Source organism: Frankia sp. Hr75.2, from assembly GCF_949319125.1.
GTDB classification, from domain to species: Bacteria; Actinomycetota; Actinomycetes; order Frankiales; family Frankiaceae; genus Parafrankia; species Parafrankia soli.
Map to the genome: position 1 here is coordinate 1 of NZ_CASGGV010000286.1, position 14,072 is coordinate 14,072.

General features: G+C 73.2%; 11 protein-coding genes. 10 read left to right on the forward strand and 1 reads right to left on the reverse strand.

Annotated elements, in window-relative coordinates; all coding sequences use genetic code 11:
• Positions 1-846: 846 nt before the first annotated feature.
• Complete coding sequence (locus tag AC559T_RS19585; RefSeq protein ID WP_071064881.1) at positions 847-1,785, reverse strand: FadR/GntR family transcriptional regulator; 939 nt, start codon at positions 1,783-1,785, stop codon at positions 847-849.
• A gap of 1,038 nt (positions 1,786-2,823) precedes the next feature.
• On the opposite strand from AC559T_RS19585, the gene AC559T_RS19590 reads away from it, so the two are divergent.
• The 10 genes from AC559T_RS19590 to aroC all read left to right on the forward strand — a co-directional run bounded on the left by AC559T_RS19590 (position 2,824) and on the right by aroC (position 14,070).
• On the forward strand, positions 2,824-3,786 hold the full coding sequence (locus AC559T_RS19590; protein WP_498869670.1) for an MHYT domain-containing protein: 963 nt from the start codon (positions 2,824-2,826) through the stop codon (positions 3,784-3,786).
• Positions 3,787-3,859: 73 nt separating this feature from the next.
• A complete protein-coding gene (locus AC559T_RS19595; RefSeq protein WP_498869671.1) occupies positions 3,860-5,242 on the forward strand; it encodes a replication-associated recombination protein A in 1,383 nt (460 codons plus the stop codon).
• Positions 5,243-5,605: 363 nt separating this feature from the next.
• Positions 5,606-6,100, forward strand: coding sequence for a DUF948 domain-containing protein (locus AC559T_RS19600; RefSeq protein WP_020459303.1), 495 nt, complete (start codon positions 5,606-5,608; stop codon positions 6,098-6,100).
• Entirely contained in the window at positions 6,100-6,450 is a 351-nt protein-coding gene (locus AC559T_RS19605) for a hypothetical protein (RefSeq protein ID WP_071064880.1), read from the forward strand. Before AC559T_RS19600 ends, AC559T_RS19605 begins: the two co-directional genes overlap by 1 nt.
• Before the next feature lie 93 nt (positions 6,451-6,543).
• Positions 6,544-9,186 (forward strand): alanine--tRNA ligase, encoded by a 2,643-nt coding sequence (gene alaS / locus AC559T_RS19610; RefSeq protein ID WP_498869672.1) that lies wholly within the window; start codon positions 6,544-6,546, stop codon positions 9,184-9,186.
• 71 nt (positions 9,187-9,257) lie between these two features.
• Positions 9,258-9,806, forward strand: a complete 549-nt coding sequence (ruvX, locus tag AC559T_RS19615) for a Holliday junction resolvase RuvX (protein WP_368952003.1) — start codon at positions 9,258-9,260, stop codon at positions 9,804-9,806.
• Complete coding sequence (gene mltG, locus AC559T_RS19620) at positions 9,803-11,212, forward strand: endolytic transglycosylase MltG (protein WP_112107589.1); 1,410 nt, start codon at positions 9,803-9,805, stop codon at positions 11,210-11,212. The genes ruvX and mltG overlap by 4 nt, the downstream gene beginning before the upstream one ends.
• A gap of 2 nt (positions 11,213-11,214) precedes the next feature.
• A complete protein-coding gene (locus AC559T_RS19625) occupies positions 11,215-12,111 on the forward strand; it encodes a shikimate dehydrogenase (RefSeq protein WP_112107588.1) in 897 nt (298 codons plus the stop codon).
• Positions 12,112-12,158: 47 nt separating this feature from the next.
• The gene (locus AC559T_RS19630; protein WP_112107587.1) at positions 12,159-12,827 is read left to right on the forward strand and encodes a prepilin peptidase; all 669 of its coding nucleotides are present in this window, start codon (positions 12,159-12,161) and stop codon (positions 12,825-12,827) included.
• A gap of 58 nt (positions 12,828-12,885) precedes the next feature.
• Positions 12,886-14,070: a chorismate synthase gene (aroC, locus tag AC559T_RS19635; RefSeq protein ID WP_071064875.1), complete on the forward strand. Its 1,185-nt coding sequence runs from the start codon at positions 12,886-12,888 to the stop codon at positions 14,068-14,070.
• Positions 14,071-14,072: the final 2 nt, after the last annotated feature.

The window sequence follows — 14,072 nt, forward strand, 5'->3', positions numbered from 1 at the left end:
GACCACCGCCGAGCGGGCCACCAGCGACCGCGGCACGGCCGCTCGGGCCTTTTGCCGTCCTGCCACCACGCTGGTGCTCGGCTAATGTCATTCTTCCGTGCCTCTCCGGACGGACGCGGCTTATCACGCCGCGGGCATTCCGCGTTCCCGCCGGTTCAGGTGTGCGGCCGGCCTAGATGCCCGCCCGTTGCCGGTGCCCGCTTGGTGCCCGGCGGAAGAATGATACACGTTCCGCAATGAGGAGACTGCCGAGCGCACCCTGTTGGCGTGGTCCTCCCGGTCTTCGACACTGATGTCGACCACAGTTGTCCGTGACAGTTGTCCGCCGCTGTTCTCGGTCACCGCAGTCAGCCGCCGTAGTCGGTGGCTGTTGTCCGCCGTCGCGGTTCGGCGGCGTTCGTTCGCGGTGTTGTCCGGCGGCGTTGCCTACCGGTGTTGCCCAGTGGCGTTGTCCGGTGCTGTTGTCCGACATGGTTGTGTGGGCAACTGCGGAGCGCGTAACAAGTCGTGCGAGTGGTTGTCCGAGTACGGTTGTCCGTGTATGGCCCCGCGGCGCCAACCGCGGTGCGAGTACCAGCATGTTCGCCGCGCCGCCGCGATCCGTCGTGGTCGACTGGATACCCGCGCAATCGCCGGTGCATTCGACGCCGCGCAATCTGTTTTCAGCGTCATGGCGCCGGTGTCATGGCGTCAGCTCCGTCAGCGCCGGTGCCCCGTCAGCGTCAGCGGCGCCGATGTCGGCGCCGCTGATGGGGCCAGGGGAGTCCAGTGCCAGCGGGGGTCGGTGCCATTGCGGGCCAGTGCCGGTCGCGTCAGTGCCGGTGGTGTTGTCAGTGCGGGTGGTGATCAGTGCCGGTGGGCGGTCGCCTCCTCGACGTGCCGCCGGATGCAGGACCGGGCCAGGTGCTCGGCGAGCGCGCCCTCGCCGCGGGTGATCGCGTCGACGATCTCGGCGTGCAGCGGGTGCTGCCACCACTGCCCGAGCCGGTCGGTCTCCTCACGGGGATGCGAGAGGTCCGCCAGGACCCGGATGAACAGCTCGGCGGCCGGATTGCCCGCCAGCCGGGCGATCTCGAGGTGCAGCAGCACCGGGGCCTCCCCGGTGGAGCCCGCTGCGACCGGCGCCGGCCGGGTGCCGGCTGACCGTGTCCGCGAGCGCGCTCCCGCGGCCCGCCCGCCCGGCGTGGCCGGCTGCAGCGCACCGCGCAGCCGGGTCAGTCCGGCCGTGTCGATCCGTTCGGCGAGCCTGCGGACGGCCACGGCCTCCAGGGCGGACCAGGTCTCGCAGAGGTGCTCCGGCCGGGCACGGGCGAAGTCGAGGTAGACCCGGGCGACGTCGCGGACACCGTCGTGGTCGGGCGCGGTCACCACAAGGCCGCCGCCGGGACCGGGCCGCGGCCGAGCCACCCATCGGCTCTCCAGCAGCCGGACGGCTTCGCGCAGCACCGACCGCCCGACCTGGTAGCGCTCCATGAGCTGGGCTTCCGACCCGAGCCCCTCGCCGACCGGCCACCCGCGCCGGATGATCTCCAGCTCGATGGTGCGGGCCAGTCGGGAGGCGAGGGTGCGCTGCCCGAAGCGGGAGGTCGGTTCCTCCGGCTCGCCGACGACGAGGCCGATCGCCCCGCCGTTCTCGGCATGGCCGCCGGCGCGGCGGCCCGCGGCGTGCCCGCCGCCGAGGGCGGAGCCGACAGCGGGCGCGGCGCCGCGTGGGGAAGTCCGTGCTGCGCCGTGGAACGCGCCGGACGCTGTATTCCGGCCGGCCGGCGATAGCCCGTCAGACACTGCTCTTCCTCCGGATGAACTCGTTGGCCGACGCCGGACTTTCCGACGTCGCCGTGACTGCTCCGACGGCGGGCAGTCATCTCCGCGCCGGCGACCTGTCGACGGCGTTCGCGATGACGCCCACAGTGTGCTCGGATTCCTTTCCGGACGTGTTCCGTGCCGTTCCGGTGAGTTCCCGGTAGTCGGCACCGACGTTTGCCCCCGGCATCGGAAGCGTGTTCCAGATAAGGGGCTCCAGTCAACCGATTGCAGCTACCCATGTGGGCCCAGGGCGCGCCCGTTTGGCATCTGTGCAGCTCCGCCGCTTCGTGTCCCGGTGGCCCGGAAGCGTGACCGGAGGATGCGTGGCCGGCCGGGAATGCGCGTAGCCCGGCCGTTTCCACTGCGTGGCGGCTTCCCGCGCACCGCCGGCACGGCGCGCGGCGGTGTCGTCGGTGGTGGAGCGGCTGGGCTCTCGACATCCGGACGTGTGTCCCATGCCATCCACCGTGACCGGCACTTACAGGCCACCTACATCCTGTTCGACCGTTCGTGCGGAAAATCGACGCACTTCCGGGACGCCGATACGTGGTGGTTGCGCCCTGCCCCCGTTATCGGCTCGTGAACCACTCCGGAGTGCCGTGCCCCGGTCGCCCGCGTCGGTATTCACCGACCATTCGCCGGGTTGCGCGCCGGGACGGACCGAATTCGCGGACGGTTTGCCGCCGACGGGTTGAGGAAAGAGCGGGGCGACCTCGGGAGGCCGTCGGGCACGGGCCTCGGGGTGTGGGGCCGACGGACGCGCGTCGTAGCGGCGAGTAGCGGATGGTTGCTCAGAGTGATTTTATTGCTCCGCGGTGACGTAAGCGTCGCATGCCACAAGGGGTCTCTGGCCTGTCACCGTAGGGACCGAAGTCCTGACCCGGGGCCGCCACGGCTCGGTGCGGCGTCTGTTACTTCCTCCGGTGTAATTCGGCGCGCAAGTTCTCGTTAGCTGAGAACTTGTGTTAGGAATGGGCGTCTTTCGGCTGGTCTGGGGGGAAATTGATCACGGTGCAGATGGCCCATCAACATTCGAGTCAGGATCTTCTGTTCGTCGCGGTGTCCGTACTGCTCGCCGTGATCGGCTCCTTCGCGGCGCTGGTGAGCGCGATGCGGATACCTTCCGCCGAGGGGCGGGCGAGGTTGCGGTGGACGATCTTGGCCGCGGTGTCTCTCGGTGGCGGCGCGGTGTGGTCCATGCACTTCATCGGAATGATCGGTTACCAGGTCGCCGACCGCGACGTGCGGTACGACCTGCCGCTCACCGGGCTGTCCCTGCTCATCGCGATCGCCGTCTCGGCGGTGGGCCTGTCGCTGGTGGCCCGGCGTCCGGACAGCCCGGTGCGGCTGGCCGCCGGTGGCGTCGTCGCCGGGCTCGGCGTCGCCGCGATGCATTACACGGGCATGGCCGCGATGCACGTCGGAAGTGACATCAGCTACCGGCACGGGCTGGTGGCCCTGTCGGTCGGCGTCGCCATCGTCGCCGCGCTGGCCGCGCTGTGGATCGCCTTCCGTGTGCTCACCGGGCTGCACGTCGTGCTGGCCTCGCTGGTCATGGCCGTGGCCGTCTGCGGGATGCACTACACGGCGATGGCCGCGACGCAGGTCCAGACGGCCGCCGTGCTGTCCCCGGTCACCGGGGCGGACCCGATCACCCTGGCGATGCTGGTGTGCGTGATCGCCTTCTCCGTGCTCGCGGTCGTGATCTTCGCCGCGCTCGGCGGGGTCACCTATTCCGATCCGTTCGCCCCGGTCCAGGAGCGCAGCCGGCATCGCGGCGGGCCCCGGCCGGGCGCCGGGCGGGTCGAGGGCGGCCCGTCCCACCGGGAGCGCCCCGGTGGCGACGGCCGGGTCGGTGGGGGTGAGCGGCCGGATGCCGCGGACCGTTGGGACGCCGTGGACCGGCGCGATCCGCCGGACCAGCGGGGCCCGGCCGACCCGGTCGGCTGGACGGGTGACGCCCACCATGGGTGGCGGTGACCTCCGCCAGTGCCCGCGGACGCCGTCCGCCTGCTCTCGGATCGGTGTCGGACCCCGGCCGTACGGTGGTCGGGTGAGTCTCTTCGACGCGGAGCTGGCCGAGACGCTCGCCTCCTCCGGCCCGCTCGCGGCCCGGTTACGCCCACGTGGCCTGGACGAGGTCGTCGGGCAGCGTCACCTGCTGGCGGAGGGCAGCCCGCTGCGCCGGCTGGTGGAGGGCGGCGGGACGACCTCGGTGGTGCTGTGGGGGCCGCCCGGTACCGGGAAGACCACGTTGGCGCACATCGTGTCCCGGGCCACCCGGCGCCGGTTCCGCGAGCTCTCGGCTGTCACCGCGGGTGTCAAGGACGTCCGCGCGGTGGTGGACGAGGCCCGCGAGACGTTGTCGATGTCCGGTGTACGGACGGTCCTGTTCATCGACGAGGTGCACCGGTTCACCCGTACCCAGCAGGACGCGCTGCTCCCGTCCGTGGAACGCGGGTGGGTGACGCTGGTCGCGGCGACCACGGAGAATCCTTTCTTCTGTGTTGTCTCCCCGTTGCTCTCCCGGTCGCTGCTGCTGACCCTCGAGCCGTTGACCGACGCCGACATCGCCGAGCTGGCGGAGCGTGCGGTGACCGATCCGCGCGGCTACGGCGGGCGCCTCGTGCTGGCAGAGGAGGCCCGCGAGCACCTGGTCCGGGTCGCCGGCGGTGACGCCCGGCGCGCGCTGACCGCGCTCGAGGCGGGCGCGGAGGCGGCGCTCGCCGCGGCCGGTCCGGACGGAGCCGGTCCGGACGGAGCCGGTCCCGTCCACCTCGAGCTCGACCTCCTCGAGCGGGCGGTGGACCGCGCCGCCGTCCGCTACGACCGGGAGGGCGACCAGCACTACGACGTCGTCAGCGCGTTCATCAAGTCGATGCGCGGCGGTGACGTCGACGCCGCACTGCACTACCTGGCCAGGATGCTGGAGGCCGGCGAGGACCCGCGTTTCGTCGCACGCCGAATGATCATCCTGGCGAGCGAGGACGTCGGGATGGCCGATCCCGGGGCGCTCGGGGTCGCCGTGTCGGCGGCCCAGGCCCTCGAGCTCGTCGGGCTCCCGGAGGCACGGCTCGCCCTGGCCCAGGCGGTGATCCATCTGACGCTGGCGCCGAAGTCGAACGCGGTGATCACCGCGCTGGACGCGGCGACGGCCGACATCCGGTCGGGCCGGGTCGGGCCGGTGCCGCCGCACCTGCGTGACGCGCACTACCGGGGCGCGGCGCGGCTGGGTCACGGCGAGCGGTACCGGTATCCGCACGATCACCCGGACGGGGTGGTCCGACAGCAGTACGCGCCGGACGTCCTCGCCGGGTCGGACTACTACCACCCGACCGGGCACGGGTTCGAGCGGCGGGCGGGCGAGCGGCTCCTGCTGCTGCGCGGAGTGCTGCGGGGACAGCCGCCAGGCCCCCCGGCGGACACCTCCGGCTGACCACCCGGCGCCGGCCCGTCCGGCCGGGGACGGACACGGACGGCCCGGGGGTTACCGGTGGTGCGTGCACACCGGTCGGTAAGGTCACTGGCGAACGGCACCGGCAGACCACCCGGACCACCGCACGAGGGCGCCGCACCGGACGGCGTGACGGCCGCCGTGGCAGGCGGTGCGGCGTGACGGCCGGTGCGGCGTGACGGGCGGAACGGTGTCCCGGCGGGACTGCCCCGGCCCGCGCAGGGCGGCCCCGGTGGTCCGGCCGGCCTCGGTGGCCGGTGTCACCAGGCGTTACCCGGCACTGGCGTTACCTGAGACAGGCGTTACCTACGACTGGCGTTACCGACAACGATGGAGGCGAAGCACATGTCCGGTGGTGCGGTCGCGGGCCTGATCGCCTCTGGGGCGTTCGCGGTGCTCGTGCTCTTCGCCTGCTACGTCCTGTACAAGCTCGGCAAGATCTTCGACGAGGCCGCGGCCCGGGTACGGCAGACCGGGATCGTGATCGACGAGGGCACCGCCCGGGTCCGGCAGGCGGGGGCGACCGTGGACGAGGTCAACGTCGCGCTCGCCCACGTCAACAAGGAGCTCGACCGGATCGACGCGATCACGGCGAACGTGCAGACGGTGACCACCAACGTGTCGTCGCTGACGTCGCTGTTCGCCGCCACGCTGGGCGGGCCGATCGTGCGGGTCGCCGCGTTCAGCTACGGCGTGCGGCAGGCGGTCGCGAAGCGGGCGAAGGCGGATGTCACCGCGCGCGTGTCGGCCGAGATGAAGGCGGAGAAGTCGCAGCGCCGGGCCGCGCGCCGCGCGCCCGAGGTCACCGCGTCCGGCGCGGGCGGCCGGGGTCGTCGCTGATGGGGACGAGGATGTTCTACGTCGCCCTCGGCGCGGCCACCGGGGTGCTGGTGGTGCGCCAGGTCGCCCGCGCGGTCTCCTCGCTGTCGCCGACGAGTCTGGCCGGGTCTTTCGTACAGTCGGTGCGGGAGTTCGCCGCCGACGTCGGCGAGGCGATGGCCGAGCGGGAGGAGGAGATCCGCTCCGCGCTCGGCCTCGACGACGCGGACGGCTCCGGCGACGGCGAGCGTACAGGCGCCGCCACGAGCACAGGGGCTGCCGCGAGCGACCAGGACACCGCTGCCCCGGGTCCTGACGAGTTCGACCCGGAACGGACGATGCGTCTGGTCCCCGGCGCGCGCCGGCCATGACCTCCGACCGGTCACGGCCGATCCCGGGTACACGCCCGGCGTCGGCCGGGTGGCCGGGTGCCTTATCCCGACGACCCTGGACGACGTGAACCGATGGACACGGCCGAGATCCGCCGCCGCTTTCTGAACCATTTCTCCGAGCGGGGTCACACCGTGGTCCCGAGTGCGTCCCTGGTGGCGCAGGACCCGACCCTGCTGCTGGTGAACGCCGGCATGGTTCCCTTCAAGCCCTACTTCCTCGGGGACCTGAAGGCGCCGTGGAACCGTGCGACCAGCGTGCAGAAATGCGTGCGGACCGTGGACATCGACAACGTCGGCCGCACCGCCCGGCACGCCTCCTTCTTCCAGATGTGCGGGAACTTCTCCTTCGGTGACTACTTCAAGGCCGAGGCGATCCCGTTCGCCTTCGAGCTGATCGTCGACGGCTACGGCTTCAACCCCGACGACCTGTGGGCCACCGTCTACCTGGACGACGACGAGGCCGAGGCGATCTGGCGCACCCTGCTGCCCGCCGAGCGCATCCAGCGGCGCGGCAAGAAGGACAACTTCTGGTCGATGGGTGTGCCCGGCCCGTGCGGCCCGTGCAGCGAGATCTACTTCGACCGCGGCCCGGCGTACGGGCGCGAGGGCGGCCCGGAGGCGGACGAGGACCGCTACCTGGAGATCTGGAACCTCGTCTTCATGCAGTTCGCGCGGGGCGAGGGCAGCGAGTACGGCTACGAGATCGTCGGTGATCTGCCCGCCCGCAACATCGACACCGGGATGGGCCTGGAGCGGATGGCCACCATCCTGCAGGGTGTCGAGAACCTGTACGAGATCGACATCTCCCGTCCGGTGCTCGATGCGGCCGGCCGGCTCACCGGCACCCGCTACGGCGCCGACCCGGCTTCCGACGTCCGGCTGCGGGTCGTCGCCGACCACACCCGGACCGCGGCGATGCTGATCTCGGACGGGGTCTCACCGTCCAACGAGGGCCGCGGGTACGTCCTGCGGCGGATGCTGCGCCGGGCGGTGCGTGACGCCCGGCTGCTCGGCGCCCGCGAGCCGGTCATGGACGAGCTGTTCGGTGTGGTCCGCGCGGCGATGGGTCCGATCTACCCGGAGCTGGTCGACCAGGCCGAGGCGATCACGGCCGTCGCGGTCGCCGAGGAGACGGCCTTCCTGGAGACGCTGCGCACGGGCACCACCCTCTTCGACACCGCGGTCACCCAGGCCAGGTCCAGCGGGTCGTCCCAGCTCAGCGGCGAGTCGGCGTTCCGGCTGCACGACACCTACGGGTTCCCGATCGACCTGACCATGGACATGGCGTCCGAGGCGGGCCTGACCGTGGACGAGGCGGGCTTCCGCCGGTTGATGGAGCGCCAGCGCCAGGCGGCGAAGGCCGACCGGGCGTCCCGGCGGATCGGCAACCTGGACCTCTCCGCCTTCCGGCCGATCCTCGCCGCCTCCGGCCCGACGACGTTCACCGGCTACACCGAGCTCGGGCGCGAGTCGGGCATCGTCGGCATCGTCGGCATCGGTGACGGCGGCAGCCTGACCGCGGCCGGCGAGGGGGAGGAGGTCGGCATCCTGCTCGACGCGACCCCCTTCTACGCCGAGAGCGGTGGCCAGGAGGCCGACCTGGGCCGGATCCGGTTCGACGGCGGCGAGGCCGAGGTGCTCGACGTCCAGCGCCCGGTGCCCGACCTGGTCATGCACCGGGTGAAGGTGCTCGGCGGCGAGCTGCGCGTCGGGGCGGACGTGTTCGCCGAGGTGGACGTCGAGCGCCGGCGCGCGGTGTCGCGCTCGCACACCGCCACCCACCTCGTGCACACCGCGTTCCGCCGGGCGCTCGGGGAGTCGGCGACGCAGGCCGGGTCGCTGAACTCGCCGGGCCGGCTGCGCTTCGACTTCCACGCGCTCGGCGCGGTGCCCGACTCCGTCCTCGCCGACGTCGAGGACGAGGTCAACGAGATCGCCCTGCGTGATCTGGAGGTCCGCTGGTACGTCACCTCTCAGGAGGAGGCGCGCCGGCTGGGCGCGATGGCGCTGTTCGGTGAGAAGTACGGCGACCGGGTCCGTGTCGTGGACGTCGGGGACTACGCCCGCGAGCTGTGCGGTGGCACCCATGTGGCCAGCTCGGCCCAGCTTGGCGCGATCAAGCTGCTGTCCGAGTCGTCGATCTCGGCCGGGACGCGCCGGGTGGAAGCGCTGGTCGGCATGGACGCCTTCCGGTTCCTGGCCCGCGAGCACGTGCTCGTCTCACAGCTCTCCAGCGCGCTCAAGGCCCGTCCGGACGAGCTCGCCGACCGGGTCGCCGACATCGTCGGGCGGCTGCGCGACGCGGAGAAGGAGCTGGAGCGGCTGCGGGCACAGGCGGTGCTGGCCGGCGCGGCGGCGCTCGCCGCCGGCGCCGAGGACGTGGGGGGCGTGGCGCTGGTCACCGCGCAGGTGCCCGCGGGCACTCCGGCAGACGACGTCCGCCTGCTCGCCCTGGATGTGCGCGGCCGGCTCGCCGGCCGGCCGACGGTGGTCGCGGTCGTCGAGGCCGCCGGCGCGGCAGTCGTCGTGGCGACCGACGAGACCGCGCGGACCCGCGGCCTGCGGGCCGGCGACCTGGTCCGGCACTCCTGGGCCGCGCTCGGCGGCAAGGGCGGCGGCAAGCCTGACGTCGCCCAGGGCGGACGCGGTGACGCGGACATGATCCCGAAGGTCTTCGCCCGGCTGCGCGAGCTGGTCGCCGACCAGGGCGCGTGAACGACACCGGTGTGGGCCGGGGGGACACCGGCGGCGCGGCCGCGGCGTCGCCCCGGCCCGGCCCGGACCCCGTGACCGCTCCGGATTCCGCGGCCGGTTCGGATTCCGCGGCCGGCGGGCAGGCGGACGCGGGGCGCGGCGTGCGGATCGGGGTGGATGTCGGGTCGGTGCGGGTCGGTGTGGCGGTGAGCGATCCTGACGGTCTGCTCGCCGTGCCGGTGACAACTCTGCGCCGAGATGTGTCTCGCCGTGGCTTTGCGGACGTCGACGAGCTTGCCGACATCGTCCGGGACAGGCACGCTGTCGAAGTTGTCGTCGGTCTGCCGCGTCACCTCTCCGGCCGGGAGGGCGAGGCCGTCCGGCTCGCGCGGCGGTACGCGGAGGTGCTGTCCGCGCGTGTCGCGCCCGTGCCGGTCCGTCTCGTCGACGAGCGGCTGACCACGGTCGTGGCGCATCGCAGAATGGCTGAGCGCGGACTGCGTTCCCGGGCCCGCCGTGATCTCGTGGATCAGGAGGCAGCAGTGCAGATCCTGCAGCACCACCTGGACGTCCGCCGGGCACGCGGGGGATCCGGCGGCGCCGCCTCGGGCGGTACTGGGCGGCCCCTGGATTCGGCGTGATCCGGGACGGGGACGGATTCGACGAGCTGCTCGACGGCGCGGGCTACGACGACTACGACGACCGGGACTACGACGACCGGGCGTACGAGGAGCAACGCCGTGCCGCGGCGGGTGCGCGGCGCTCCCGCCGCGGCCGCGCCGGGAGCGTGGACGGCCGCGACCGGGCCGGCCTGGCCGCGGGTGAGCGCGAGCCCGCCGGCTACGAGGACGGCTTCGAGCCGGACGAGGCCGACGCGTACGGGGCCTACGGCGGCGCCTATGACGACGACGCCGATGGCGACCCCGACGACGGGGCCGCCCCGCCGAGGCGTGGGCGTGACGATGACCGGGGGCGGCCCGATGGACGTCGGCCGGGCTCGGCTCTGCCGAAGCTGATCGGTGTGCTGGTCGTGGTCGCCGTCCTGGTCGGCGCGGGGATCTTCGGTGTCGGCAAGGTCATCGGCCGGATCGGCGGGGAGCCCGCGGCCGACTACGCGGGGTCCGGCGAGGGCATCGTCGTCGTTCAGGTTCCCGCCGGCGCCACGTCGTCGGAGATCGCGGGCCGGCTGGCCGCCTCCGACGTGATCGCCAGCCGGCAGTCCTTCGTCAACCTCGCGTCGCGGGACCAGCGCGCGCTGTCGATCCAGCCGGGCACCTACCGGCTGCGCTCGAAGATGAGCGCGGTGGCGGCGCTCGACGCGCTGCTCGACGACGCGTCCTCCGCGCTGTTCCGCTACACGATCAGCCCTGGGGACACGGTCCGGCAGGTGTTCAAGGAGCTGTCCACACGTACGGGCACGCCGGTGGCCGACCTGGAGGCGATCGCGCGCAAGCCGTCGACGCTGGGCCTGCCCGACTACGCCACGGGGCTGGAGGGCTACCTCTTCCCGTCGACCTACGACGTCGCGCCCGGCACGGACCCGGTGGACGTGCTCAAGGAGGCCGTCGCCCGGTTCCGGGCCAACGCCGAGGAGATCGACCTCGTCGGGCGCGCCGAGGCCGGGCACGTGAAGCCCCAGGACGTTGTGATCATCGCCTCCATCATCGAGAAGGAGGTGGCGAACGAGGGCGAGGGGCCCAAGGTGGCGCGGGTCATCTACAACCGGCTGAACGACACCTCGGGCCGCTTCCGGCGGATCGACATGGACTCGACCACCCGGTACGCCCTCGACGAGTACGAGGGCCCGCTGACCCAGGACCAACTCCGCCAGAACAATCCGTACAACACCCGCGCGGTCGAGGGTCTCCCACCCGGCGCGATCTCGAACCCGAGTACCTGGGCGATCGAGTCCGCGCTCAGCCCGGCACAGGGGTCGTGGTTCTACTTCGTCTCCATGCCGCAGACGCACGAGACGGTCTTCGCCACCACCGACGCGGAGTTCCAGGACGCGCTGGACGAATACCACCGCCAGGGAGGGGCCGAGTAGCCGTGGTGATCAGCTCTCGTGACCGTGCGGAGCCGGCCGGGCCGGGTCCGCACGCCGGGCGGGCGGCGGTGCTCGGCTCGCCCATCGGTCACTCCCTCTCCCCGGTGCTGCACACGGCCGCCTACGAGCGGCTCGGCCTGGACTGGACCTACACGGCGATCGAGTGCGACGAGGCCGGCCTGCCGGGCATGCTCGACCGCCTGCGTGACGAGCCCGGCTGGGCCGGGGTCTCGCTGACGATGCCGCTCAAGACCGCCGCGGTCGACCTGCTCGACGACGTCGAGCCCACCGCGGCCCTGCTCGGCGCCGTGAACACCGTGGTCGTCCGGGAGGACGGGCGGCTCGCCGGGTTCAACACCGACGTCGACGGCGTCGGGTACGCGCTGCGGCGGCTCACCGGCGGCGCGGCCCCGGTCCAGCCGCTGGTGCTCGGGGCCGGCGGGACGGCGCGGGCGGTGGTCGCCGCGCTCGCCCGGGTCGGTGCCACTCGGGTCGCGATCGTGGCGCGCCGCCCCGACGCGGTCGCCGAGCTCGTCGGCATCGGCGCCCGGCTCGGCGTCTCGGTCACGGCGCTGCCCTGGGACATCCTCAGCGGCGGGATGCCGGCTGGGCCGGACCTGGTGGTCGCCACGACCCCCGCCGGGGTGACCGACGAGCTCGCGCGTCGCCCGTGGCCGGTGACCTGCGCGTTGCTGGAGCTCCTCTACCACCCCTGGCCCACGGCGCTGGCGGCCTGCGCCTACCGCGGCGGTGCGCGGGTGGTCGGCGGCCTCGAGGTGCTGGCCGGCCAGGCGGTCGGCCAGGTGTGCCACTTCACCGGCCGCCCGGTGGACGAACGGGTCCTGCTCGCCGCCGGCCACGCGGCGCTGTCGGCCCGCGTCGCGAGCCGGATCGGATGAGCCCGGCGGTCGGATGAGCACGATGGTCAGGTGAACAGGGTGGTCAGGTGAACACGGTGGTCGCCGCCACCGTGGCGGCCGCGGTCTGCGCCGCGCTGCCGATCCCGCTGCTGCCCCGGGTCGTCGACTCCTTCGATCCGGTGGACGGCCGTTTGCCGCGCCGGGCGACCCCCGCGCCGGCCGTGCTCGGCGCCGTCACCGCCGTCCTGATCGCCGCCGTCGCCGCGTCGACCTACCCGCACCCGGGACGTCTGCCCGCGTACCTGTACCTGACGGTCGTCGGGGTCGTGCTTGCCGCCGTGGACCTGCGGGTGCACCGCCTGCCGGACGTGATCGTGCTGCCCTCGTACGCCGTGCTGGCCGCGCTGCTCGCCGTGCCCGCGCTGGCCGAGGGCGCGCCCGGCCGCTGGCCGCGGGCGCTGCTCGCCGGCGCCGTGGCCTGGCTGTTGTACGCGGGTCTGCGCCTGCTGCCGGGGGCCGGGCTGGGGCGGGGGGACGTGAAGCTCGCCGGGCTGCTCGGCGTGGCGACGGGCTGGCTGGGCTGGTCGGCCGTCGTGGTGTGGCTGGTCGCGACGACCATGATCTCCGGTGCGGTGGTCCTCGTGCTGCTGGCGCTGCGCCGCGTGTCCCGCCGTGATCCGATCGCCTACGGCCCGTTTCTGCTGTTCGGGGCGCTGATCGCGGTGCTCGGCGTGGGCTGGGAGCCGGCCGGCTGAGCGATCTCCGGCCCGCGACGGGGGCTCGTACCGGACCGGCCGTGAAAGACTGGCAGGCATGGTGCGTTGGTTGACAGCGGGGGAGTCACACGGCCCCGCACTGGTTGCGACGGTCGAGGGGTTGCCGGCGGGCATCCGGGTGTCCAGCGCGGACATCGGCGCCGAGCTGGCCCGGCGCCGTCTCGGCCACGGTCGCGGCGCCCGGATGAAGTTCGAGCAGGATGAGATCGAGCTGCTCGGCGGCCTGCGGCACGGGGTCAGCCTGGGCGGCCCGGTGAGCGTCGTCGTGCGCAACACCGAGTGGCCGAAGTGGGAGCGGGTGATGGCGCCCGACCCGATCGACCCGGCGGAGCTGGAGGGGTTGGGCCGCAACGCCCCGCTCACCCGCCCGCGCCCGGGTCACGCCGACCTCGCCGGCATGCAGAAGTACGGCTTCGACGACGCGCGGCCGGTGCTGGAGCGGGCGAGCGCCCGGGAGACGGCCGCCCGGGTCGCGCTGGGCACGGTCGCCAGGGCGCTGCTGCGCCAGGCGTACGGCATCGAGGTGGTCTCGCACGTCGTCGCGATCGGCGCGGTCGAGGTGCCACCCGGCACGCCGCCGCCGACCTCGTTGGCCGTCGTCGACGCCGACCCGGTGCGCTGTGCCGACCCGGCCAGCAGCGCGCTCATGGTCGCCGAGATCGACGCCGCCCACCGCGACGCGGACACCCTCGGCGGCATCGTCGAGGTGCTGGCCTACGGCTGCCCGCCGGGGCTGGGGAGCTACGTCCACGGCGACCGCCGGCTCGACGCGCGGCTCGCCGGCGAGCTGATGGGCATCCAGGCGATCAAGGGCGTCGAGTTCGGTGACGGTTTCCGCACCGCGCGCCGGCGCGGATCGGTCGCCCACGACGAGATCGAGCCGCTCGAGGGGCCGGGCCGGCGGGTCCGGCGGGCCAGCGATCGCGCCGGCGGCGTCGAGGGCGGGATGACGACGGGCGAGCCGCTGCGCGTCCGCGCGGCGATGAAGCCGATCTCGTCCCTGTCGAAGCCGCTGGCCACGATCGACGTCGCAACCGGCGACCCGGCGGTCGCCATCGCCCAGCGGTCGGACGTGTGCGCGGTGCCGGCGGCCGGCGTGGTCGCCGAGGCGATGGTCGCCCTCGTGCTCGCCGGCGCAGCGCTGGAGAAGTTCGGCGGCGACTCGGTGGAGGAGACCCGGCGCAACTACGAGGGCTACCTGAAGTCGCTGGCGGTGCGTTGACC